This is a genomic window from Isoptericola sp. GX10416, assembly GCF_056590155.1.
In genome coordinates this window covers 88,250-110,644 of sequence record NZ_JBWPVO010000006.1, presented here as the reverse complement: position 1 = coordinate 110,644, position 22,395 = coordinate 88,250, and the positions used below count along the sequence as shown (strand labels likewise).

General features: G+C 72.0%; 22 protein-coding genes. All 22 read right to left on the bottom strand.

Annotated features, from left to right (window positions below; all coding sequences use genetic code 11):
- Positions 1 to 22: 22 nt before the first annotated feature.
- On the bottom strand, positions 23 to 718 hold the full coding sequence (gene nucS / locus ACWAT2_RS10960) for an endonuclease NucS (RefSeq protein ID WP_402375730.1): 696 nt from the start codon (positions 716 to 718) through the stop codon (positions 23 to 25).
- Between the two features lie 28 nt (positions 719 to 746).
- Positions 747 to 1,163: a DUF2550 domain-containing protein gene (locus tag ACWAT2_RS10955; RefSeq protein ID WP_402375732.1), complete on the bottom strand. Its 417-nt coding sequence runs from the start codon at positions 1,161 to 1,163 to the stop codon at positions 747 to 749.
- A 13-nt stretch (positions 1,164 to 1,176) separates the two neighbouring features.
- A complete protein-coding gene (locus ACWAT2_RS10950) occupies positions 1,177 to 1,464 on the bottom strand; it encodes a F0F1 ATP synthase subunit epsilon (protein WP_402375734.1) in 288 nt (95 codons plus the stop codon).
- A gap of 97 nt (positions 1,465 to 1,561) precedes the next feature.
- Complete coding sequence (gene atpD, locus ACWAT2_RS10945; RefSeq protein ID WP_402375736.1) at positions 1,562 to 3,043, bottom strand: F0F1 ATP synthase subunit beta; 1,482 nt, start codon at positions 3,041 to 3,043, stop codon at positions 1,562 to 1,564.
- A 67-nt stretch (positions 3,044 to 3,110) separates the two neighbouring features.
- A complete protein-coding gene (locus ACWAT2_RS10940; RefSeq protein WP_402375738.1) occupies positions 3,111 to 4,010 on the bottom strand; it encodes a F0F1 ATP synthase subunit gamma in 900 nt (299 codons plus the stop codon).
- Positions 4,011 to 4,014: 4 nt separating this feature from the next.
- Positions 4,015 to 5,643, bottom strand: coding sequence for a F0F1 ATP synthase subunit alpha (gene atpA, locus ACWAT2_RS10935; protein WP_402375740.1), 1,629 nt, complete (start codon positions 5,641 to 5,643; stop codon positions 4,015 to 4,017).
- A gap of 79 nt (positions 5,644 to 5,722) precedes the next feature.
- Positions 5,723 to 6,535 carry a F0F1 ATP synthase subunit delta gene (locus ACWAT2_RS10930; RefSeq protein ID WP_402375742.1) on the bottom strand — a complete coding sequence of 271 codons (813 nt, stop codon included), beginning with the start codon at positions 6,533 to 6,535 and terminating at the stop codon, positions 5,723 to 5,725.
- The gene (locus ACWAT2_RS10925) at positions 6,535 to 7,119 is read right to left on the bottom strand and encodes a F0F1 ATP synthase subunit B (protein WP_402375744.1); all 585 of its coding nucleotides are present in this window, start codon (positions 7,117 to 7,119) and stop codon (positions 6,535 to 6,537) included. Before ACWAT2_RS10925 ends, ACWAT2_RS10930 begins: the two co-directional genes overlap by 1 nt.
- The gene (locus ACWAT2_RS10920) at positions 7,119 to 7,355 is read right to left on the bottom strand and encodes an ATP synthase F0 subunit C (RefSeq protein WP_098464265.1); all 237 of its coding nucleotides are present in this window, start codon (positions 7,353 to 7,355) and stop codon (positions 7,119 to 7,121) included. The genes ACWAT2_RS10925 and ACWAT2_RS10920 overlap by 1 nt, the downstream gene beginning before the upstream one ends.
- Positions 7,356 to 7,454: 99 nt before the next feature.
- The gene (atpB, locus tag ACWAT2_RS10915) at positions 7,455 to 8,342 is read right to left on the bottom strand and encodes a F0F1 ATP synthase subunit A (RefSeq protein ID WP_402375746.1); all 888 of its coding nucleotides are present in this window, start codon (positions 8,340 to 8,342) and stop codon (positions 7,455 to 7,457) included.
- Positions 8,343 to 8,482: 140 nt separating this feature from the next.
- Positions 8,483 to 8,959 carry a Cg1360 family ATP-synthase-associated protein gene (locus ACWAT2_RS10910; protein ID WP_402375748.1) on the bottom strand — a complete coding sequence of 159 codons (477 nt, stop codon included), beginning with the start codon at positions 8,957 to 8,959 and terminating at the stop codon, positions 8,483 to 8,485.
- Positions 8,925 to 10,148 (bottom strand): glycosyltransferase family 4 protein, encoded by a 1,224-nt coding sequence (locus ACWAT2_RS10905; protein WP_402375750.1) that lies wholly within the window; start codon positions 10,146 to 10,148, stop codon positions 8,925 to 8,927. The genes ACWAT2_RS10910 and ACWAT2_RS10905 overlap by 35 nt, the downstream gene beginning before the upstream one ends.
- The gene (locus tag ACWAT2_RS10900) at positions 10,145 to 10,807 is read right to left on the bottom strand and encodes an L-threonylcarbamoyladenylate synthase (protein ID WP_402375905.1); all 663 of its coding nucleotides are present in this window, start codon (positions 10,805 to 10,807) and stop codon (positions 10,145 to 10,147) included. Before ACWAT2_RS10900 ends, ACWAT2_RS10905 begins: the two co-directional genes overlap by 4 nt.
- A 5-nt stretch (positions 10,808 to 10,812) precedes the next feature.
- Positions 10,813 to 11,787: a peptide chain release factor N(5)-glutamine methyltransferase gene (gene prmC, locus ACWAT2_RS10895; protein ID WP_402375752.1), complete on the bottom strand. Its 975-nt coding sequence runs from the start codon at positions 11,785 to 11,787 to the stop codon at positions 10,813 to 10,815.
- On the bottom strand, positions 11,780 to 12,871 hold the full coding sequence (prfA, locus tag ACWAT2_RS10890) for a peptide chain release factor 1 (protein ID WP_402375753.1): 1,092 nt from the start codon (positions 12,869 to 12,871) through the stop codon (positions 11,780 to 11,782). The genes prmC and prfA overlap by 8 nt, the downstream gene beginning before the upstream one ends.
- A 158-nt stretch (positions 12,872 to 13,029) precedes the next feature.
- A complete protein-coding gene (gene rpmE, locus ACWAT2_RS10885) occupies positions 13,030 to 13,236 on the bottom strand; it encodes a 50S ribosomal protein L31 (protein WP_106268919.1) in 207 nt (68 codons plus the stop codon).
- A gap of 118 nt (positions 13,237 to 13,354) precedes the next feature.
- The gene (rho, locus tag ACWAT2_RS10880; protein ID WP_402375907.1) at positions 13,355 to 15,268 is read right to left on the bottom strand and encodes a transcription termination factor Rho; all 1,914 of its coding nucleotides are present in this window, start codon (positions 15,266 to 15,268) and stop codon (positions 13,355 to 13,357) included.
- A gap of 306 nt (positions 15,269 to 15,574) precedes the next feature.
- Positions 15,575 to 16,516, bottom strand: a complete 942-nt coding sequence (thrB, locus tag ACWAT2_RS10875) for a homoserine kinase (protein WP_402375755.1) — start codon at positions 16,514 to 16,516, stop codon at positions 15,575 to 15,577.
- A gap of 1 nt (position 16,517) precedes the next feature.
- Positions 16,518 to 17,624, bottom strand: coding sequence for a threonine synthase (gene thrC, locus ACWAT2_RS10870; RefSeq protein ID WP_402375757.1), 1,107 nt, complete (start codon positions 17,622 to 17,624; stop codon positions 16,518 to 16,520).
- A 2-nt stretch (positions 17,625 to 17,626) separates the two neighbouring features.
- Positions 17,627 to 19,006 (bottom strand): homoserine dehydrogenase, encoded by a 1,380-nt coding sequence (locus ACWAT2_RS10865; RefSeq protein WP_402375909.1) that lies wholly within the window; start codon positions 19,004 to 19,006, stop codon positions 17,627 to 17,629.
- Between the two features lie 147 nt (positions 19,007 to 19,153).
- Positions 19,154 to 20,584: a diaminopimelate decarboxylase gene (gene lysA, locus ACWAT2_RS10860; RefSeq protein WP_402375759.1), complete on the bottom strand. Its 1,431-nt coding sequence runs from the start codon at positions 20,582 to 20,584 to the stop codon at positions 19,154 to 19,156.
- On the bottom strand, positions 20,581 to 22,266 hold the full coding sequence (argS, locus tag ACWAT2_RS10855; protein ID WP_402375761.1) for an arginine--tRNA ligase: 1,686 nt from the start codon (positions 22,264 to 22,266) through the stop codon (positions 20,581 to 20,583). The genes lysA and argS overlap by 4 nt, the downstream gene beginning before the upstream one ends.
- Between the last annotated feature and the right edge of the window lie 129 nt (positions 22,267 to 22,395).

Here is a 22,395-nt window from a genome sequence, read left to right as displayed (position 1 = left end):
CCGAACCGTCGCGAACCGTCGCTCAGAAGAGGCGGGAGTCCGCGTCGTCGACGCCGCGCATCGCGTCGTAGTCGAGGAGGAGGCAGCCGATCCCCCGGTCGGTCGCGAGGACCCGGGCCTGCGGCTTGATCTCCTGCGCCGCGAAGACGCCCCGTACCGGGGCCAGCAGGGGGTCCCGGTTGAGTAGGTCCAGGTAGCGCGTGAGCTGTTCGACGCCGTCGATCTCGCCCCGGCGCTTGATCTCGATCGCGACCGTCCCGCCCTCGGCGTCCTTGGCGAGGATGTCGACCGGACCGATCGCCGTCATGTACTCGCGGCGGACCAGCGTGTGGCCCGTGCCGAGGAGCTCGATCTGGGCGGCGAGCAGCTCCTGGAGGTGCGCCTCGACGCCGTCCTTCACCAGGCCGGGGTCGACGCCCAGGTCGTGCGCCGAGTCGTGGTGCACCTCGTGCAGGTCGATCTCCAGGCGGTCGTCCGACTTCTGGTGCTGCACGGTCCACACGGCGGTCACGCCGCGGTCGGCCGCCTCCGCGTCCGGCTCCGAGACGGTCAGCGTGCAGGGCGGGCTCATCCAGTTCAACGGCTTGTACGACCCGCCGTCGGAGTGGAGCAGCACGCTCCCGTCGCTCTTGACGACGAGCAGGCGCGTGGCCTGCGGCAGGTGCGCGTTGAGTCGGCCGGTGTAACGAGCCGAGCAGCGGGCGACGACGAGTCGCACGGTCCCCCTTCGGGTGCGGTGTGGTCGGTCAGACGACGAGGCCGCGGCGGCCCGGAGGTGCGGACTCGAGCCACGACGCGAGACCGGCGTAGGCGCCCGAGGACATGGTCAGCTCGAAGTCGACACCGTCGTAGCGGCAGCGGACGAGGTACTGGTCGACCTGGCCCGCCTGGTCCAGCGGGGCGCGACCGGTCACGGTGAGCCGGTCGCGGTGCCAGGTGCGGGTCGGGCGCGGAGCGAGCGACCAGCAGCGCCACCAGTCGATCCGCCCGACGCCGTACTGGGCGATGCCGGCCGACCACGGCGCCTGGGGCCGCGCCGGCCGGGCGCCGCACGGGAAGGAACCCACGCGGCGCGAGAGCGTGCGCAGGCGTGATGCTCCGAGCACCAGCCCGAGGGCGAGCACCACCGCGACCGCGATGACGACCCCGAGCGTGTACCCCACCGTGCGGCCCGCCTCAGGCCAGCGAGCTCTCGCGGCCGGAGACCTCGGTGATCTGGTCGACGACGATCGTCACGACGTTCGCGTCCACCGAGACGAAGCCTCCGCTCACCTGCGCCTCGACCGCGACCTGTCCAGGCGCGGTGGAGACCTTCACGGTGCCGGGTCGCAGCACGGCGAGCAGCGGCGTGTGGCCGGCGAGGATGCCGATCTGACCGTCGGCGGACGGGGCGCTGACCTCGCGCGCCGCGCCGGACCAGACCTTGCGGTCGGCTGCGACGAGGTCGACGTTCAGCTCTGCCATGTCGGGCTCCCGGGTTCTTCAGTCGAGGGTGGCACGTCGTCCTGCCGACCCGTGACCGGGCCGGCAGGACGACGCGGGGGCGTCCGAGGACGAGGGCTCAGGCCCCGTACTCCTTCTGGATGCGCGCCCAGTTCTGCTCGAGGTCCTCGAGCCCACCGATGTTGTAGAAGGCCTGCTCGGCCACGTGGTCGAACTCGCCCTCCGAGATCTTCTTGAACGCCTCGATGGTCTCGCTCAGCGGCACGGTCGAACCCTCGACGCCCGTGAACTTCTTGGCCATGTAGGTGTTCTGGGAGAGGAACTGCTGGATGCGACGCGCACGCGCCACCAGCGTCTTGTCCTCCTCCGAGAGCTCGTCCACACCGAGGATCGCGATGATGTCCTGCAGCTCCTTGTTGCGCTGGAGGATCTGCTTGACGTTCGTCGCGACGTCGTAGTGCTCCTGACCCACGTAGCGCGGGTCGAGGATGCGGGACGTCGAGGTGAGCGGGTCGATCGCGGGGTACAGACCCTTCGAGGCGATCTCTCGCGACAGCTCGGTCGTCGCGTCCAGGTGGGCGAACGTGGTCGCCGGCGCCGGGTCCGTGTAGTCGTCGGCCGGCACGTAGATCGCCTGCAGCGAGGTGATCGAGTGCCCACGCGTCGAGGTGATGCGCTCCTGCAGGATGCCCATCTCGTCCGCGAGGTTCGGCTGGTAGCCGACGGCGGACGGCATGCGGCCGAGCAGCGTCGAGACCTCGGAACCCGCCTGCGTGAAGCGGAAGATGTTGTCGATGAAGAGCAGCACGTCCTGCTTGCGCACGTCGCGGAAGTACTCCGCCATCGTGAGCGCGGACAGCGCGACCCGCAGGCGCGTGCCCGGCGGCTCGTCCATCTGGCCGAAGACCAGGGCGGTCTTGTCGAAGACGCCCGCCTCCTCCATCTCGGCGATGAGGTCGTTGCCCTCACGGGTGCGCTCACCGACACCGGCGAACACCGAGACACCACCGTGGTCCTGCGCCACGCGCTGGATCATCTCCTGGATGAGGACGGTCTTGCCGACGCCCGCACCACCGAACAGACCGATCTTCCCACCCAGCACGTACGGGGTGAGGAGGTCGATCGACTTGATGCCCGTCTCGAACATCTGCGTCTTCGACTCGAGCTGGTCGAAGCTCGGCGGCTTGCGGTGGATCGGCCAGCGCTCGGTGACCTCGAGCTCCTCGCCCTCGGCGAGGTTGAGGACCTCGCCCGTGACGTTGAAGACCTTGCCCTTGGTGACGTCACCGACGGGCACCGAGATCGGCTCACCGGTGTCCGTGACCACGGCGCCGCGGACGAGGCCGTCGGTCGGCTTCAGCGCGATCGCACGGATGAGCGAGTCGCCGAGGTGCTGGGCGGTCTCGAGGGTGAGGGTGAACTTGTTCTCCCCCTCGCCCATGCCGGACAGGTCCAGCTCGACGGTCAGGGCGTTGTAGATGTCGGGGATCGAGTCCTCGGGGAACTCGATGTCGACGACAGGGCCGATCACGCGGGCAACGCGGCCAGTTGCCGGCTCAGCCGGGGCCGCGCCGCGTGAGTCCACGGTGGTGGCGGTCATTGCTTGCCTCGCTTCGAAAGGTTCGGGTGTGAGTTCGTCGGTCGACGGCGTCGTGCGCGGGTGGTCGTCACGATGCCGCGAGGGCGTCAGCACCCGAGACGATCTCGCTGATCTCCTGGGTGATGTCCGCCTGGCGGGCCTGGTTCGCCAGGCGCGTGTAGGTACGGATCAGGTCCTCGGCGTTGTCCGTCGCCGTGTGCATCGCGCGCTGGCGGGAAGCCAGCTCGGAGGCAGCGGCGTCGAGCATGAAGCTGAAGATCCGGCTGCGCACGTACCTCGGGAGCAGGGAGTCGAGCACCTGCTCGGGCGACGGCTCGAAGTCGTACAGCGGCAACGTCTCGTGCTCGCCGGGGACGGCGACGCCCTCGACGACCTCGAGCGGCAGCATCCGCACGACGCGCGGTCGCTGGGTGACCATGTTGACGAACTGCGTGTACACGACGTGCAGCTCGCCCACACCGCCCTCGGCCACCGGCGCGAGGAACGCCCCGAGGAGGGTGTCCGCGATCTCCGTGGCCGTGTCCGACTGCGGGTGGTCCGAGCCGTACGACCACTGACCGGCGAGCTCGCGCCCTCGGTAGCGGTAGAACGAGATCGCCCGGCGGCCGGCGGCGTAGAGGCTGACCTCCTTGCCCTCGGCCGTGAGCTGGGCGACCAGACGCTCCGACTCACGGATGAGCGACGCCGAGTAGGAGCCGGCCATGCCACGGTCCGAGGCGATCACGAGGACCGCGACCCGGTTCGTGTCGGGCCGCTCGCTCGTCAGCGGGTGATCCATCGACGTGTGCGTCGCGACCGCCGAGACGGCACGGGTGATCGCCCGCTCGTACGGGGCCGCCGCCGCGGTGCGACCGCGCGCCTTGCTGATGCGGGACGCCGCGATCAGCTCCTGCGCGCGGAACATCTTCTTCAGCGACTGCGTCGACTTGATCCGCTGCTTGTAGACGCGCTGGGATCCTCCGGCCATACGATCAAGCCTTCTTCTGCACGACGAGCTGCTCCTGCTCGACGTCGGTCTCCTCGTCCGCGGTGTCGCCACCGACGAGCGGGCTCCCGTCGCCCTTGAGGAACCCGTTGCGGAAGTCGTCCACGGCCGCGGCGAGCGCGTCCTCCGTCTCCTGCTCCAGCTTGCCCGTCTTCTCGATCGTGGTGAAGACGTCGGTGTTGCGGCGCAGGTGGTCGAGCAGCTCAGACTCGAACCGCTTGACGTCCGGCACGGGAACGTCGTCGATCTTGCCCTTGGTGCCGGCCCAGATGGACGCGACCTGCTCCTCGACCGGGTACGGCGTGTACTGCGGCTGCTTGAGCAGCTCCATGAGCACCGCACCACGGGCGAGCTGGCCGCGCGACGCGGCGTCGAGGTCGGAGGCGAACATCGCGAAGGCCTCGAGCGAGCGGTACTGCGCGAGTTCGAGCTTCAGCGTGCCGGAGACCTTCTTCATCGCCTTGACCTGTGCGTCACCACCGACTCGGGAGACGGAGATACCGACGTCGACGGCCGGGCGCTGGTCGGCGTTGAAGAGGTCCGACTGCAGGAAGATCTGCCCGTCGGTGATGGAGATGACGTTGGTCGGGATGAAGGCCGACACGTCGTTCGCCTTCGTCTCGATGATCGGCAGACCCGTCATCGAACCGGCACCGAGCTCGTCCGAGAGCTTGGCGCAACGCTCGAGGAGGCGGGAGTGCAGGTAGAAGACGTCGCCGGGGTACGCCTCGCGGCCCGGCGGACGGCGCAGCAGCAGCGACACGGCGCGGTAGGCGTCCGCCTGCTTCGACAGGTCGTCGAAGATGATGAGGACGTGCTTGCCGTCGTACATCCAGTGCTGGCCGATGGCCGAGCCGGTGTACGGGGCGAGGTACTTGAAACCGGCCGGGTCGGACGCCGGGGCGGCCACGATCGTCGTGTAGTCGAGCGCGCCGGCCTCCTCGAGGGCGCCGCGCACGGAGGCGATCGTCGAGCCCTTCTGGCCGATGGCGACGTAGATGCAGCGAACCTGCTTCGTCGGGTCGCCCGACTCCCAGTTGGCCTTCTGGTTGATGATCGTGTCGACCGCGATCGCCGTCTTGCCGGTCTGGCGGTCGCCGATGATCAGCTGTCGCTGGCCACGGCCCACGGGGATCATCGAGTCGATCGCCTTGATGCCGGTCTGCAGCGGCTCGTGCACCGACTTGCGCTGCATCACGCCGGGCGCCTGGAGCTCCAGGGCGCGGCGACCGTCGGTCTCGATCTCGCCGAGGCCGTCGATCGGGTTGCCCAGCGGGTCGACGACGCGGCCCAGGTAGCCCTCGCCGACCGGGACCGAGAGCACCTCACCGGTACGGCGGACCTCCTGGCCCTCCTCGATGCCGGTGAACTCGCCCAGGACGACGACACCGATCGTGCGCACGTCCAGGTTCAGCGCAAGGCCCAGCGTGCCGTCCTCGAAACGAAGCAGCTCGTTGGCCATGGCGCCGGGAAGGCCCTCGACATTGGCGATACCGTCGGCGGCGAAGGTGACGCGGCCGACCTCCTCGGTCACCGCGCCCTCGGGCTCGTAGGACTTCACGAAGCTGTCCAGAGCGGCGCGGATCTCCTCCGGCCTGATCGTCAGCTCAGCCATTGCTCTTCTCCTGTCGTGGCCGCGTCTGCGACCGAACGTTCATCTGCGCCGACCGGTGGCCGGCTGGGCGTCGAATGGATCAGCCGGCCAGCCGGCGACGGGCGTCAGCCAGGCGGGACAGCACGGTGGAGTCGACGACGTCTGCGCCGACCTGGATTCGCAGCCCGCCCACGACGGCCGGGTCGACCGTCACGTTGAGCTGCACGGGGCGGCCGTAGGCGCGCTCGAGGATCTCGCCGAGACGCTGCTCCTGCGCCCCGGTCAGCACCGAGCCGCTCGTCACGGTGGCGACGAGGCGCTGGCGGCGCTCGGCCGCCACGTCCCCGTACCACGTGAGCGTCGGCACGAACCGGCGGCCGCGCAGCGTCGTGGTCGCGCGACGCACCAGCGCCAGCGTGACCTCGTCGACCTTGCCTTCGACCAGCGCGTCGACCAGCGCCGTGCGGCGGGCCGGGTCGGTGGTCTCGTCGGACAGGATCTGCCGGGCCTCGCGCTGACCGACCAGCGCACGCGTCAGGCGGAAGAGCTCGTCCTCCACCGTCTCGAGCGCACCGCGCGACTCCGCCGCGGCCAGCAGCGCGTCCACGCCGAGCCGCTCGACGGCGTCGACCAGGTCGGCGTCGCTCGACCAGCGCGACCGGGTGAGACCCGACACGAGGTCGACCACACGCTCGTCGAACCCGGTCAGCACGGCCGACACGAGGCGTGCCTTGTCCTCACCGTTCCGCGACGGGTCCGCGAGCGAGCGGCGCAGCGCACCGGACTCGTCGAGCGCGGTCACGACGGCGAACAGCTGCTCACCGAGCGTGACCGACTCGCCGGCCGCGGACCGCAGCACCGGCTCGAGCCGCTCCTGGGCGGCCGCCAGCGATGCTCCGCTCGTTCCTCGCATCAGCCCTCCTTGACGCTCGTCGTCGCCGACTGGTCCGCCTCGAGCTCGTCGAGGAACCGGTCGACCACGCGCGACTGGCGCGCGCTGTCCTCGAGGGACTCGCCGACGATCTTCGACGCGAGCTCGGTGGCCAGCGTGCCGACCTCGGCCCGCAGCGAGACCGCCGCGGACTGCCGCTCGGCCTCGATCTGCCGGTGTGCGGTCTCGACGATACGCGCCGCCTCGTCGCTGGCCTTCGTCTTCAGCTCCGCGACGATGGCCGTGCCCTCGGCGCGGGCCTCCTCGCGGGTCTTCGACGCCTCGGCGCGAGCCTCGGCGAGCTGCTGGTGGTACTCCGCCAGCGCTGCCGCGGCCTCCTCCTGCGCCTTCTCGGCCTTGGCGAGGCCGCCCTCGATCTTCGCCGTGCGCTCGTCCAGGACGGCCTGGAACTTCGGCAGCACGTACTTGTAGAAGACGACGGCGATGACGAGCATGACGACCGACGACCAGATGATGTCGTACCAGGCGGGGATGAAGAGGTCGATGCCCTCCGCGGTCCCCTCCGCCGCCACGATGACCGGGGCGGCGTTCTGCGCCGCCGCCATCACGCGGCCGGGAACAGGAAGCCGGCGACGAGGCCGAGGAGCGCGAGGAGCTCGACGAACGCGACACCGAGGAACATGGTGGCGCGCAGCTGGCCGGCGACCTCGGGCTGACGGGCCATGCCCTCGATGGTCTTGCCGATGAGGATACCGAGGCCGATGCCCGGGCCGACGGCGGCGAGGCCGTAGCCGACAGCGTTGAGGTTACCGGTGACCTCGGCGAGGGTGGTGACGTCCACTGGGTTTCCTTCCGTTGGGCGACGGACCGGCGGTCCGACGTCGCTGACTTGCGTCTGTGTGGGTGGTGGGCGTGATCAGTCGAGGAGCCGACCGCGAGGTCAGTGCTCCTCCTCCAGCGAGAGGCTGATGTAGACCGCGGCGAGCAGGGCGAAGATGTACGCCTGCAGCAGCGCCACCAGGATCTCGAACAGCGTGATGGCGAAACCGCCGGCGAGCGTGAGCACGCCGATCCCCTTGAGGGCCGGAGCCGCCTCGAGCAGGAAGAAGTGCGTCGCCGCGAAGCACAGCACGAGCATGATGTGCCCGGCGATCATGTTGGCCGCGAGTCGCAGCGCGAGCGAGAGCGGACGGACCACGAGGATCTGCAGCAGCTCGATCGGCGTCACGATGAAGTAGATCGGCCACGGGATGCCGGGCGGGAAGAGGTTGTTCTTCAGGTAGCCGCCGAGCCCGTGCTGGCGGATGCCCACCCACCAGTAGGTGGCGAAGACCCACAGGGCAAGCACCAGCGGCAGACCGATCCGGGACGTTCCCGCCAGGTTGAGGAACGGGATGATCCCCGTGATGTTGAAGACGAGGATCGCCAGGAAGATCGTCGTCAGCATGGGGACGAAGCGCCGGGCGTTCGCCTTGCCGAGGATCTCCTCAGCGATCTGGACCCGCACGAAGTCGAGGATCATCTCGATGGCGCCCTGGAACCGGCCGGGCACGAGCCTGGCCCGCCGGGCGGCGACGACGAAGACCGCGAGCAGCACGATCACCGCGAGGACACGGATGATCCAGATCCGGTCGATCTGGAAGATCGTGTCCTCGAAGAGGATCGCCGGCGGGAAGAACTCGTCGATGGACGGCACGTGGAAGCCGCCCTCACCCTCGGAGGCGGCGAACAGCGTGGGGGTCGCTGACGTAAACAGGAGGACTCCCGGAGGTCGAAGGTCTTGCAGCACTCCCACGGTCGTGGGCACGCCGTCGGACCTGGCCGTCATGGATTCGGGTACAGCCTACCGGACGCTGTGCCGTGCTCCGACACATCCACGACGATCCGAGGCTGCAATCCTGCGCCTTGTGAACGACCGCACTTTCTCGCGTCCGACCGGCGGGCCGCGCGGGCGGCCGGGGCACGGGGTCAGGGCTGGACGTATGGCATCCGCGCACCCTTGACCGCCAGGTAGTCGAGCAGCGCGGAACCGATCGCCCCGATCGCCAGCACCACGAAGAGCACGTACGGGTCGTAGAAGTCGGCACCCCGCAGCACGGCCAGGACGACGACCAGCACGACGATCTTGGCCAGCCAGGTCCCCATGACCACGCCAGCCATCACCGTGGGGGGCTTGCCCACCGTGCGCTGCATCGACCAGACGGTCGTGGCGCAGAAGAGCGCGGCGAGCGCGGCTCCGACGAGAGCACCCCAGAGCCCTTCGGTCCCCGCGACGAGCACACCGACGGCAGAGCCCAGCACCACGAGCGCCCCCACGAGGACGAGCGTCCACCGCATCGCGCGGCGCAGCATGGCGCGCTCGCCGGCCTGGACCTCGTCGAACGAGCGGCCCGGAGCCCCGGCCGGCTCGTCAGGGTTGTCCGGGGCGGGTGGCTGTGCGGTCATGGTCCGACTCCTTCGACTGCGGTTTCACGGGGGGCGGGGCGGCTACCTGCGCTGTCGGCAACGCACCGGAGGCGACGTCGTCGTCCAGGAAGCGACCCCTGGTGCGCAGCGGTCCGAGCGTCAGCAGCAGGGCGACGACGACGGCGACGAGCAACCAGACGAGGACCACCTGCCAGCGCCAGCGGACGAACGCGGACGCGCCGAACGCGAACACCGCCGTCCAGACGTACAGGATCAGCACGGCACGGCGGTGCGAGTGCCCGAGGGCCAGCATCCGGTGGTGCAGGTGCATCCGGTCCGGGGCCATGGGCGACTTGCCCGCGGCGAGCCGCCGCACCACGGCCATCGTCATGTCGAGCAGCGGCAGCATCGCGACCGCGAGCGGCAGCAGCAGGGGGATGAACAGCGGCGCACGCTGGGCGCCGGACAGCGCGTCGGTGATCGTCGGGTCGATCCGACCGGTCACCGAGATCGCCGCACCGGCGAGGACCAGCCCGAGCACCATCGAGCCCGAGTCGCCCATGAAGATGTGCGACGGGTAGAAGTTGTGCGGCAGGAAGCCGAGACAGACGCCGACCAGCACGGCCGTCATCATGGCCGCGAGGCTCGAGAAGTCCGTGGGGCTCGCCTGCGTCGTGAGCGAGTAGGTGTACAGGAAGAACGCGGAGCCGCCGATCGCCACGATCCCGGCCGCCAGCCCGTCGAGCCCGTCGACGAAGTTCACGGCGTTCATCGCCACGACCACCACCAGCACGGTGACGAACAGCGACAGCCTGGCCGACGGGATGGTGAGCCCGCCGGGAGTCGGCAGCGACGTGAGCTGGACCTGGTTGAACGCCATGAAGCCGGCGGCGAGCACCTGGCCGGCCAGCTTGGTCATCCAGTCGAGGTCCCAGACGTCGTCGGCCCACCCGAGCAGGCAGACGATGACCGCTCCCCCGAGGATGCCGAGCACCTGCGGCTCTTCCGCCACCCCGTCGAGGAACGGCATCTGCCCGGCGACCAGCACGGCGACGACGATCCCCAGCAGCATCGCCAGGCCACCGAGGCGCGGCGTCGGCAGCACGTGGACGTCGCGCGCGCGGACGGCGGAGATGGCGTTCGTCTTGTTGGCGACCCACCGCGCTCCGGGGGTGGCCAGGTACGTCACCGCCGCGGCGATGAGCATGACCAGGAGGTAGGCCCTCACCCGGCCGGCACCTCGCTCGTCTCCTCGCCGACGCCCAGCACGGGCGCGACCTCACGGAGCTGCTCCAGGGACACGGCGCCGTCGCGCGCGACGCGCAGGTGCTCGCCCGTCGCGTCCACGATGGTGGACGCCACACCACCGGGCGCGGTCCCCCCGTCGAGGTAGCAGCGGACGGCGTCCCCGAGCTGCTCGAAGGCGTCGCCCGCCTCGCGCGCCGCGGCCTGACCGGTGCGGTTCGCGCTGGAGACGGCGAGCGGTCCGGTGCGACGCAGCAGCGCCAGCGCGGCCTCGTGGTCGGGCATGCGCAGGGCCACGGTCCCGTGCGTCTCCCCCAGGTCCCACTGCAGGGAGGGCTGGGCACGCAGGATGATGGTGAAGCCGCCGGGCCAGAAGGCCTCGACGAGAGCCCGCGCCGCGTCGGGCACCTCGGTCGCCAGCCCGTCCAGGGTGCGCGCGTCCGGCACGAGCACCGGCGGCGGCATCTGGCGCCCCCGCCCCTTGGCCGCCAGGAGCGCGGCGACCGCGGCGGCGTCGAAGGCGTCGGCCCCGATGCCGTAGACGGTGTCGGTCGGGAGGACCACGAGTCCGCCGCGGGAGATCGCGTTGACCGCCTCGTCGATGCCGGGTCCCCAGGTGTTCGCGTCGGTGACGTCGTGCACGCTGCTCACACGTCCCAGTCTGTCACGGTTCGTAGGGCGTCCCGTGCACGCGTCGGTCGCCGCGCGACGACCATCCGAGGCCGTCCGGCGAGGTCCGGTCGGGTGACCGCGTCCACCAGCCCCGCACGGGCGGCGGTCGCGCGAGCCGCCTCGGCCTGCACCTCGGCGTGCTCCATGACGTAGAGGCCGCCGGGTCGCAGGAGCCGCACGGCCGCGGCCGTCACCCCGCGGGGCACCTCGAGCCCGTCGTCGCCCAGCCCGTAGAGCGCCACCGCCGGGTCGTGGTCGGCGACCTCCGGGTCGTGCGGCACGGCGCCCGGCGGTACGTACGGCGGGTTGGAGACCACGACGTCGGCGGTCCCGTCGAGCTCCGTCAGGGCCGTCCGGGCGTCGCCTCGCACCAGGTGCACGACGGCGGCCCCGGCGGACGTGACCGTCTCGACGTTGCGCGCCGCCCACCCGTGAGCGGCGGCGTCGAGCTCCACGGCGTGCACGACCGCCCCCGGGACCTCCGTCGCGACGGACAGCGCGATCGCACCCGAACCGGTGCACAGGTCGACGACGACGGCGCTGCCCCGGTCGGCGACAGCGCGGGCCGCGGCGTCGATCGCCACCTGGGCGACCTCCTCCGTCTCCGGGCGAGGCACGAAGACACCCGGCCCCACCGCGAGCTCGAGGTGCCGGAACGCGGCCGACCCGGTGAGGTGCTGCAGCGGCTCGCGGCGGACGCGGCGCGCCACGAGGCGGGCGAAGCGATCGGTGACGGCGCCGTCGTCCGGGGCACCGCCGTCGGGCACGGTGTTCGCGACCGGGGTGTCCAGCAGGGCGAGGCGTCGCACCTCGCCGCGGTCCACGCCGAGCACGTGGGCGAGCAGGACCTCGGCGTCCACCCGGGGCGACGGCACCGCCGCGTCGGCGAGCGTCGCGGTCGCCGCGCGCAGCAGGGCGGCAGCACCCGGCACGGTCACGCGGTCAGGCATCGCCGGCCGCGGCCAGCCGGGCCGCCTCGTCGGCGTCGATCGCCGACTGCACCACCGGGTCCAGGTCCCCCGCCAGCACGTGGTCGAGGTTGTACGCCTTGTAGCCGGTGCGGTGGTCCGCGATCCGGTTCTCCGGGAAGTTGTAGGTGCGGATCCGCTCCGACCGGTCGACGGTCCGGATCTGGGAACGCCGGATGTCGGCCGCCGCCGCGGCCGCCGCCTCCTGCTGCGCGGCGAGCAGCCGCGCCCGGAGCACGCGCATCGCCTGCTCCTTGTTCTGGAGCTGCGACTTCTCGTTCTGCATCGACACCACGATGCCGGTGGGCAGGTGGGTGATGCGCACCGCGGAGTCGGTCGTGTTCACGGACTGGCCGCCCGGGCCGGAGGACCGGTACACGTCGATGCGCAGGTCGTTCGTGTCGATCTCGACCTCGCCCGGGTCGTCGACCTCCGGGAAGACGAGCACACCGGCGGCCGAGGTGTGGATGCGGCCCTGCGACTCGGTGACGGGCACCCGCTGGACCCGGTGCACGCCACCCTCGTACTTGAGGTGGGCCCAGACGCCGTCGCCCGGATCCTGAGGCGTGCCCTTGGACTTGATCGCGACCTGGACGTCCTTGTACCCGCCGAGCTCGGTGTCGGTGGCCTCGAGCACCTGGGTGCTCCAACCGTGCCGCTCGGCGTACCGCAGGTACATGCGCAACAGGTCGCCGGCGAAGAGTGCCGACTCGTCGCCGCCCTCCCCCGCCTTGATCTCGAGGATGACGTCGCGGCCGTCGTCCGGGTCGCGCGGGACGAGCACCCGCCGCAGGTGCTCGGCGGCGTCGTCCAGGGCCGACCGCATGGCGGGCAGCTCGGCGGCGAACGTCGCGTCGTCCCGGGCCAGCTCGGCGGCCGTCTCCGCGTCGTCGCGCGCAGCCTGCCACGTTCGGTACGCACCCACGACCCGGTTGAGCTCCGCGTACCGTCGCCCGAGCGTGCGGGCCCGGCCGGCGTCCGCGTGCACCGCCGGGTCCGCCAGCTCGCCCTCGATCTCGGCGTGCTCGGCGAGCAGGGGCTCCGCCACCGCGAAGTCTTCGGTCACGTCAGCTCTTCTCTCTCATGGATCGCGCAGGCCGTCGACGTCGGTCCGCAGATCTCCTTGCCCCCGACGGACGGTGGGGAGACACGACAGCGCCGGTGGTCCGACGTCCGACTGCCCCTGGAGAGGTTGTCGGGCGGACCACCGGCGCTGCGGAGGTGCTACTTCTTGCCGTAGCGGGCCTGGAACCGGGCGACGCGGCCACCGGTGTCCAGGATCTTCTGCTTGCCCGTGTAGAACGGGTGGCAGGCGCTGCACACGTCCGCCGCGATCTTGCCCGACTTCTCGGTGCTGCGGGTCGTGAACGTGTTGCCACAGGTACAGGTCACCTCGGTGACGACGTACTCGGGGTGGATTCCGGACTTCATGATGCTCCTTGGTGTGATGCCGCCGGGTCGCCTCGCAGGACAGCGAGCCGTGAACCGGACAGCCGACGAACCATTGTGCCAGAACGCGTGCGCGCCTGGAATGTTCTCCGCTGTGACGTCAGATGGTCTCGCCCGGGTCCCCGTCCGAGAGGCCCGCCGGCGTCGTCTTCTGCACGTGCAGGAGGAACTCGACGTTGGTCTTGGTCTTGCGGAGCTGCCCGAGCAGGAGCTCGATCGCCTGCTGCTGGTCCAGCGCGCCCATGACGCGCCGTAGCTTGTAGACGATCCCGAGCTCGTCCTTCGACAGCAGGATCTCCTCGCGGCGCGTGCCCGACGCGTTGACGTCCACGGCCGGGAAGATCCGCTTGTCCGCGAGGTTGCGGGACAGGCGCAGCTCCATGTTGCCCGTGCCCTTGAACTCCTCGAAGATCACCTCGTCCATCTTCGAGCCCGTCTCGACCAGCGCGGAACCGAGGATGGTCAGCGAGCCGCCCTCCTCGATGTTCCGGGCGGCGCCGAAGAACTTCTTCGGCGGGTAGAGCGCCGCGGCGTCCACACCACCGGAGAGGATGCGGCCCGACGCCGGCGCGGCCAGGTTGTAGGCGCGCGACAGGCGGGTGATGGAGTCGAGCAGCACGACGACGTCCTGGCCCAGCTCGACGAGGCGCTTGGCGCGCTCGATGGCCAGCTCGGCGACGATCGTGTGGTCCGAGGCCGGACGGTCGAACGTCGAGGCGATGACCTCGCCCTTGACCGTCCGCTCCATGTCGGTGACCTCTTCGGGCCGCTCGTCCACGAGCACCACCATGAGGTGGACCTCGGGGTTGTTCGCGGTGATCGCGTTGGCGATCTGCTGCATGATGATCGTCTTGCCGGCCTTGGGCGGCGAGACGATGAGACCACGCTGGCCCTTGCCGATCGGGGCGACGATGTCGATCACGCGCGGCGTGAGCCGGGTCGCCTCGGGGTTCTCCAGGCGGAGCCGGTCCTGCGGGTACAGCGGCGTCAGCTTGTTGAACTCCGAGCGCTGCCGCGCCTCGTCGGGCGTCATGCCGTTCACGGAGTCGAGCCGCACGAGCGCCGCGAACTTGCTGCGCACGTTCTTGCCGGTCTGGGTGCCGCCGCTGGGCGGCTCCTCGCCCTCGCGCGGCTGACGGATCGCCCCGACGACGGCGTCACCCCGGCGCAGACCCGACTTGCGGACCTGGTTGAGGGAGACGTAGACGTCCTTCGGGCCGGGCAGGTAGCCGCTCGTGCGCACGAAGGCGTAGTTGTCGAGGATGTCGAGGATGCCCGCGACGGGGACCAGGACGTCGTCCTCGCGGACCTCGACCTCCTCGGGTCCCAGGTCGGGGCCGTTGCCGCCGCGGCCGCCACCCTGGCCGCCGCGGTTGCGCTTGCGGTCACGGCCGCGGTCCCGGCCCCGACGACGGCGCGAGCCGTTGCGGTCCTGCTGGTCGCCGCCGCGCTGGCGGTCGCCCTGACCGCCCTGGTTGCGGTCCTCGGAGTCCCCGCCCTGGTCGGAGCCCCTGGCGCTCTGGGTCTGACCACCCTGGTTGCCCTGGCCGGCCTGTCCCCTTTGGCTGCCCTGGTTGCCTCGCTGGCGCTGTTCCCGCTCACGGGGCGCGGCGACGGCGTCGGCGAGCTCGGCGAGGCGCGCCTCCCGGTCCGCACCGCTCTCGCCGGAGGCGCCGCCGGAGCGGTCGGCCCCGGCGTCGGCCGAGGAGCCGGTCGGGCGCGTGGCGCGTCGGCGACGCTGCCCGGACTCGGCCGGTGCGTCGGTGCGCACCGTCGGCGTCCCGGTGGACGCGGCGGCGACCGGAGCGGCGGACGAGGCCCGCTCGACGGCCGGGGCGGTCTCGACCGCGGCGGCGCCGCGCTGCTGCGCGGGAGCCTTCTCGGTCGTGGGCTGCGAGCCGGACGCGCCCCCGCGCCTGGCGCGGATGGTCTCGGCAAGGTCGCCCTTGCGCATGCGGCTCGTCCCCTTGACGCCCATCTGGGACGCCAGTGCCTGGAGCTCGGCAAGCTTCATCGAGCTCAGGTTGTCGGTGGTGTTCGTCACGAAGGACCCTTCCCCCTCGTATGCGGTCCGGCGGTTTCATCCGCTCGGACCGGGGTGGTGGGCGCCCGGGCGCAGGGGGCGCCTGGACGCGGAACCTCACGTCAGTGGTACGACGACGTCGGCTGACGGGGTTGCTGTCGGCCTCCTGCACGGGACGTCGGTGACGATACGGCTGCCGCCGCGCCCTGACACACCTCGGACTGCGACGATGCGCGCGTGAGCGCGGCGCAGAGGGGGTGGGTGCCGTCGTGGTCGATGCTGAAGGCTTGCTTCATGCTACCACCCATGCGGGGCGCTACGACACGTCGTGCCCGTCGTGTCGATCGCCGGATGGCCGACGTGCCAGCCGGCTCCCCCGTGCGGGTCACCCAGGAGATCCCCGAGGACGGACTCGAGCTCCGACTCCTGCCCGACGGCCGTGAGCACGAGCACCGTCGGCCCGGCCCCCGAGACGGTCGCCGCCAGCCCGGCGGCACGCACCGAACGGACGAGCTCCGCCGTGGCGGCCATGACCTCCGCCCGGTAGTCCTGGTGCAGCCGGTCCTCCGTCGCGTCCAGCAGCAGCTCGGGGCGGCGCGCGAGCGCCTCGACCAGCAGCGCGGCGCGTCCGGCGGTGAACGCCGCATCGGCGTGCGGCACCTGCTCGGGAAGCACACCCCGGGCGCGGCTGGTGGCCAGCTGTACGTCCGGGACGAGCACCGTCGCCCGGATCCGCGGGTCGAGCTCCAGGTCCACCGCTCGCGGCCCGTCCACCCCGGACCAGGCCAGCGTGACACCGCCTCGTAGCGCCGGGGCGGCGTTGTCGGGGTGCCCCTCGAACTGTGTGGCGACACCGAGCATCGTCCGGGCGTCCAGTGCCTGCGGGTCGGCGAGGAGACCCCGCGCAGCCACGATTCCCGAGACGACGGCCGCCGCGGACGATCCCAGGCCGCGGCCGTGCGGGATCCGGTTCGTGCACCGCAGGTGGACGCCCGTCAGCGGCGCACCGGCCAGCTCCAGCGTGTGCTGCAGGGCGCGCACCACGAGGTGGTCGGCGCCGTCGGGCACCGCGCCGGCGCCCTCCCCCACGACCTCGACGTGGACCTCGTCGCTCGCGACGAGCTGCACCTCGATCTCGTCGTGCAGGCCGAGCGCGAGTCCCATCGCGTCGAAGCCGGGACCCAGGTTCGCGCTCGTGGCGGGGACCCGGACCAGGACGTGGTCGGCACCGAGCCTCATGTCACTCCAGCCCGAGCGCGTCCGCGACGGACACGACGTCGGCCGACACGCGGGTCGGGGCCACCTCTTCACCGTCGAGCGTGCGCAGCGCCCACTGCGGGTCCTTCAGGCCGTGCCCCGTCACCGTGATCACGATGCGGGCACCGGCCGGCACCAGACCTCGCTCCGCACGGGAAAGGACCCCGGCCACGCCGGCCGCCGAGGCGGGCTCGACGAACACCCCGACGTCGGCCGAGAGCAGTCGGTGCGCCGCGAGGATCTCCGCGTCCGAGACGGCCTCGATGACGCCGCCGGAGTCGTCGCGCGCGGCCTCCGCCTGGGCCCACGAAGCCGGGTTCCCGATCCGGATCGCGGTCGCGACGGTCTCGGGGTCGACGGGATGGCCCTTGACGATCGGCGCCGCACCCTCCGCCTGGAAGCCCCACATCGCCGGTGTGCGCGTGGCGACGGCCTGCGGGGCCGAGCCCGGGCCGTGCTCGCTGGTGACGATGCCCGCGTACTCGCGGTAGCCCTTCCAGTACGCCGTGATGTTGCCGGCGTTGCCCACGGGCAGCGCGTGGACGTCCGGGGCGTCGCCGAGCGCGTCGACCACCTCGAACGCACCCGTCTTCTGGCCCTCGATACGGTCCGGGTTCACGGAGTTCACCAGCTCGACCGGGTAGGCCTCGGCCAGCTTGCGCGCGACGACGAGGCAGTCGTCGAAGTTTCCGTCGACCTGGAGCAGCCGAGCACCGTGCGCGATCGCCTGGCTGAGCTTGCCCATCGCGATCTTGCCCTCGGGGACGAGCACGGCGCAGGTCATGCCCGCTCGGGTCGCGTACGCGGCCGCCGACGCCGAGGTGTTGCCCGTCGAGGCGCACACCACCACCTTCGCGCCGCGGCCGGCCGCCGCCGACATCGCCGTCGTCATGCCGCGGTCCTTGAAGGAGCCCGTCGGGTTCATGCCCTCGACCTTGACGTACACCTCGGCACCCGTGCGCTGCGAGAGCGCGGGGGCCTCGACGAGCGGGGTGCCGCCCTCCCCCAGGGTGACGATCTTCTCGGTGACGTGGGCCGGCAGGCGGTCGGCGTACTCGGTGATGACACCCCGCCACTGGTGTGCCGGCATTCTCAGACTCCCTCGACTCGCAGGACGGACGTGATCTGACGGACGGGATCGAGCCCGTCCAGGGCCGCGACCGTCGCGGCCAGCGACGCCTCGCGCGCCGCGTGGGTCGTGATGACCAGACGAGCGACCGGCTCGGTCTCCTCGGGCTCGACCTCCGCCGCAGGCTCCGAGGCGGGCTCCGCCTCGAAGGACGCGGTCAGCGCCTCGCTCTGACGGACGGTGTCGATGGAGACCCCGTGGTCGGCGAGGACCCCGGCCACCTGGGCGAGCACGCCCGTGCGGTCCGCCACCTCCAGGCGTACCTGGTACCTCGTCACGGCAGCGTCGGCCGCCAGGACCGGCAGCGAGGCGTACGCCGACTCACGAGGCCCCTTGCCGCCCACCAGCCGGTCCCGCGCCGCGGACACCAGGTCGCCGAGCACCGCCGACGACGTCGGCCTGCCACCGGCACCCTGCCCGTAGAACATCAGCGGACCGGCCGACTCGGCCTCCACGAAGACGGCGTTGAACGCGCCGCGCACGGCCGCCAAGGGGTGGTCCGTCGGCACGAGCGCCGGGTGGACACGGGCCGCCACGCCCTCCGACGTCCGCTCCGCGATGGCGAGCAGCTTGAGCACGTAGCCGGTCCGGCGGGCCCAGTCGACGTCGTCGCGGGTGATGCCTCGGATCCCCTCACGCGCGACCTGGTGGATCGAGACGCGCGTGTGGAACGCCAGGGAGGCGAGGATGGCGGCCTTCGCCGCGGCGTCGAACCCGTCGACGTCGGCGGTCGGGTCCGCCTCGGCGTACCCCAGCTCCTGTGCCCGCTTGACCACGTCCTCGAGATCGAGTCCCTGGGTGGTCATCTCGTCCAGGACATAGTTCGTGGTGCCGTTGACGATGCCCAGGACGCGCTGGACCTGGTCGCCGGCGAGCGACTCGCGCACGGGCCGCACGATCGGGATGGCGCCGGCCACGGCCGCCTCGAAGGAGAGGTCGGCCCGGGCGGCGTCCGCCGCCTCGAACAGGACCGGTCCCTGCTCGGCGAGGAGCTGCTTGTTCGCGGTGACCACGCTGGCGCCCTGGGCGAGGGCACGCAGGATCAGGGTGCGCGCCGGCTCGATGCCGCCCATCAGCTCGACGACGACGTCGGCCTCGGCCACCAGCCCTTCGGCGTCCTCGGTGAGCAGCCCGGCGGGGATGCCCTCCCGCTGCCGCGAGGCGTCGCGGACCGCGATGCCGACGACCTCCAGCGGCGCACCGGCGCGCGCGGCGAGCTCGGTGGAGTTCTCCAGCAGCCCGCGCGCCACCTCGGTCCCCACCACGCCGCAGCCGAGCAGCGCGACCCGCAGGGGCCGCACCTCGGACCGCGAAGGGCCCGACGACGCGGGCACGGTGGGCAGGTCAGCTGCAGCAGGCACGAAACCACCTTGGTCGAGAACGGGAAGGACGTGGCTCAGGATAGCCACGCCCGGCGGACGGCGGCCCCACCGTCCCGCATGGTGGGGCCGCGCGCGCGGGGTCGTCGTGCGAGGTCGTCGGCGGCGCCGTCAGCCGAGGTCGAGCCCGAGGAGGTCCTCGAGGGTCTCGCGCCGGACGACGACGCGGGAGGCGCCGTCCGCCACGGCCACCACGGGCGGGCGCGTCAGGCCGTTGTAGTTCGAGGCCATCGACCGGCCGTAAGCGCCCGTGGCCGCCACCGCGAGCAGGTCGCCGGCCTGGACGTCACCCGGCAGCATCACCTCGTGGACGACGACATCACCGCTCTCGCAGTGCTTGCCGACCACACGGGACAGCACCGGAGCGGCGGTCGACTCCCGGCCCACGATCTCCGCGTGGTAGTCGGCGCCGTAGAGGGCCGGGCGGATGTTGTCGCTCATGCCGCCGTCCACGGAGACGTACAGGCGGGTGAACGTGGCACCCTCCGGGGCGTCGTCGGCCGGGGCCGTGACCGCCACCGGCTTGACCGTCCCGACCGTGTACAGGGTCAGCCCCGCGGGCCCGACCACCGCCCGCCCCGGCTCGATCGAGAACCGCGGCAGGGACGTGCCCAGCTCCCGGGAGGCCGTGGCGACAGCACGAGCCACCGAGCGGGCCACCGGGGCCGGCTCCAGCGCCTGCTCGCCCGGCAGGTAGGCGATGCCGTACCCGCCGCCGAGGTCGACCTCGTCGACGAGCACCCCGGTCCGGCCCGCCAGGTCGGCGCGCAGCTGCAGCACCACCCGCGCCGCCGCCTCGAAGCCCGAGGCGTCGAGGATCTGCGAACCGATGTGCGAGTGGATGCCCAGCAGCTCCAGCTCGGGCCGGGCCACGACGGCCTCGAGGGCCGCGAGCGCCGGCGAGGTGCCGCCGTCGGACGCCGGGTTGACCGAGAGCCCGAACTTCTGGTCCTCGTGAGCCGTCGAGATGTACTCGTGGCCGCCCGCGTGCACGCCCGTGGTGACCCGCACCATGACCGGGGCGGTGACGCCGCGCGACGCCGCCAGCTCGGCCACGCGGTCGATCTCGACGAACGAGTCGACGATGAGCCGGCCCACCCCGGCGTCGAGCGCGGCGAGGATCTCGGCGTCGGACTTGTTGTTGCCGTGCAGCCCGATCGCGGAGCCCGGGACGCCGGCCCGCAGCGCCACCGCGAGCTCGCCGCCCGAGGCGGTGTCCACCCGCAGGCCCTCCTGCGTGGCCCAGCGCGCGACGGCGACAGTCAGCAGCGCCTTGCCGGCGTAGTAGACGTCGACGCCGGCACCGACCTCCCCGAAGGCGGCCTCGAACGCCGTCCGGTACGCCCGGGCACGGGCACGGAAGTCGGCCTCGTCCAGCACGTAGGCCGGCGTCCCGTGCTCGGACGCGAGCTCGCTCACCGGGACGCCGGCGACCTCGACCTCGCCGTCCTGGCGACGCCGCACGCCCGCGGACCACGGTTCGCCGGCGGCGCCCGGCCCGCCCGTCGGCAGCGCCTGCTGCCCGGTCGGCACGGCGCTCACATCCGCTCCGGCGCGGTCACGCCGAGCAGGGCGAGGCCGTTGGCCAGCACCTGGCGCACCGCGTCGTTCAGCCACAGACGGGTGCGGTGGACGTCCTGGACCGCCTCGTCCGGGTAGGGCAGGACGCGGCGGTCCTTCTGCTGGTACCACGTGTGGTAGTCACCGGCGAGCGCCTCGAGGTACCGCGCGACCCGGTGCGGCTCACGGAGCTCGGCCGCCTGCGCGACGATCCGCGGGAACTCCGTGAGGCGGCCGAGCAGCGCCGCCTCGGTCGCGTGGTCCAGGAGCGACGGGTCGAACCCGTCCTGCCGCGACACCGCGCGGTCGGCCGCGTTGCGGTCCACCGCGCAGGTCCGCGAGTGCGCGTACTGCACGTAGTAGACCGGGTTCTCGTTCGTGGCGCGGGTGAGCAAGTCCAGGTCGAGGTCGATGGTGGAGTCGACCGACGACCGCGCGAGCGAGTAGCGGGCCGCGTCGACCCCGACGGCGTCGACCAGGTCCTCCAGCGTGACCACGGTCCCGGCGCGCTTGGACATCCGGACGGGCTGGCCGTCCTTCACGAGGTTGACCATCTGGCCGATGAGGAGCTGCAGGTTGGTGCCCGGCGTGTCGCCGAACGCGGCGCACACCGCCATCATCCGGCCGACGTACCCGTGGTGGTCCGCGCCGAGCATGATGATGACCTCGTCGAACCCGCGCTCGCGCTTGTCGAGGTAGTAGGCGATGTCACCGGCGATGTAGGCGGCCTCGCCGTCCGACTTGAGGACCACCCGGTCCTTGTCGTCCCCGAACTCGGTGGTGCGCAGCCACGTGGCGCCGTCCTTCTCGAACATCCGGCCGGCGTCCCGCAGCCGGGCGACCGCGCGGTCGACGGCGCCGGACTCGTGGAGGGAGTCCTCGTGGAAGTACACGTCGAAGTCCACGCCGAAGTCGTGCAGCGACGCCTTGATCTCGGTGAACATGCGGTCGACGCCGCGGGCCCGGAAGACCTCCTGGGCCTCGACGTCGGGCAGCTCGCGCGGGTCCGGCTCGCCCGCGGCCAGCGCGTCGGCGATCACCGCGTCCGCGATCTCGGAGATGTACTGCCCGCCGTAGCCGTCCTCGGGCGCCGCCGCGCCACGCGCCCGGGCCAGCAGCGACCGCGCGAAGCGGTCGATCTGCGCGCCGTGGTCGTTGAAGTAGTACTCGCGCGCCACCTCGGCACCGCTGGCCTCGAGCACCCGGGCCAGCGAGTCGCCGACGGCGGCCCACCGCACGCCGCCGATGTGGATGGGCCCGGTCGGGTTCGCGGAGACGAACTCCAGGTTGACCCGCTTGCCGGCCTCGGAGTCGCCGCGCCCGTAAGCGGCGCCCGTCTCGACGATCGTGCGGGCGAGCTCGCCGGCCGCGGCCGCGTCGAGCGTGATGTTGAGGAACCCGGGACCGGCGACGTGGACGGCCTGGATGCCCGGCGTGGCACCGAGACGGCCCGCGAGCTCCTCCGCGAGGGCCCGCGGCGACGTTCCCGCCTTCTTCGCGAGCTGCAGCGCCACGTTCGTCGCCCAGTCCCCGTGCTCGCGCTGACGGGGTCGCTCGACGTGCACCGACGCCGGGACCGCGTCGGCGGGGAGCGCGAGGGCGCCGTCGGCCACGGCCGAGGCGAGGGCGGTGCTGAGTGCTTGCGAGAGCTCGTCGGGTGTCACCGGGGGATTCTATCGGCCCGGCGACGGCGGCCGGCTCCCGTCCCACGGTCCTGTTTCCGACCTGCACATCCGCGGTGATAGTCTCGGTCACCGTGCCGAAGGGTCGCCTCGTGCGAACCGTCCGGTACC

Bases quoted from the DNA above. Each gene is read 5' to 3' on its own strand.
- ACWAT2_RS10950 (WP_402375734.1), bottom strand. From the start codon at position 1,464: ATGGCAGAGCTGAACGTCGACCTCGTCGCAGCCGACCGCAAGGTCTGG.
- atpD (WP_402375736.1), bottom strand. From the start codon at position 3,043: ATGACCGCCACCACCGTGGACTCACGCGGCGCGGCCCCGGCTGAGCCG.
- ACWAT2_RS10940 (WP_402375738.1), bottom strand. From the start codon at position 4,010: ATGGCCGGAGGATCCCAGCGCGTCTACAAGCAGCGGATCAAGTCGACG.
- atpA (WP_402375740.1), bottom strand. From the start codon at position 5,643: ATGGCTGAGCTGACGATCAGGCCGGAGGAGATCCGCGCCGCTCTGGAC.
- ACWAT2_RS10930 (WP_402375742.1), bottom strand. From the start codon at position 6,535: ATGCGAGGAACGAGCGGAGCATCGCTGGCGGCCGCCCAGGAGCGGCTC.
- ACWAT2_RS10925 (WP_402375744.1), bottom strand. From the start codon at position 7,119: ATGGCGGCGGCGCAGAACGCCGCCCCGGTCATCGTGGCGGCGGAGGGG.
- atpB (WP_402375746.1), bottom strand. From the start codon at position 8,342: ATGACGGCCAGGTCCGACGGCGTGCCCACGACCGTGGGAGTGCTGCAA.
- ACWAT2_RS10910 (WP_402375748.1), bottom strand. From the start codon at position 8,959: ATGACCGCACAGCCACCCGCCCCGGACAACCCTGACGAGCCGGCCGGG.
- prmC (WP_402375752.1), bottom strand. From the start codon at position 11,787: ATGCCTGACCGCGTGACCGTGCCGGGTGCTGCCGCCCTGCTGCGCGCG.
- rpmE (WP_106268919.1), bottom strand. From the start codon at position 13,236: ATGAAGTCCGGAATCCACCCCGAGTACGTCGTCACCGAGGTGACCTGT.
- rho (WP_402375907.1), bottom strand. From the start codon at position 15,268: ATGAAGCTTGCCGAGCTCCAGGCACTGGCGTCCCAGATGGGCGTCAAG.
- thrB (WP_402375755.1), bottom strand. From the start codon at position 16,516: ATGAGGCTCGGTGCCGACCACGTCCTGGTCCGGGTCCCCGCCACGAGC.
- thrC (WP_402375757.1), bottom strand. From the start codon at position 17,624: ATGCCGGCACACCAGTGGCGGGGTGTCATCACCGAGTACGCCGACCGC.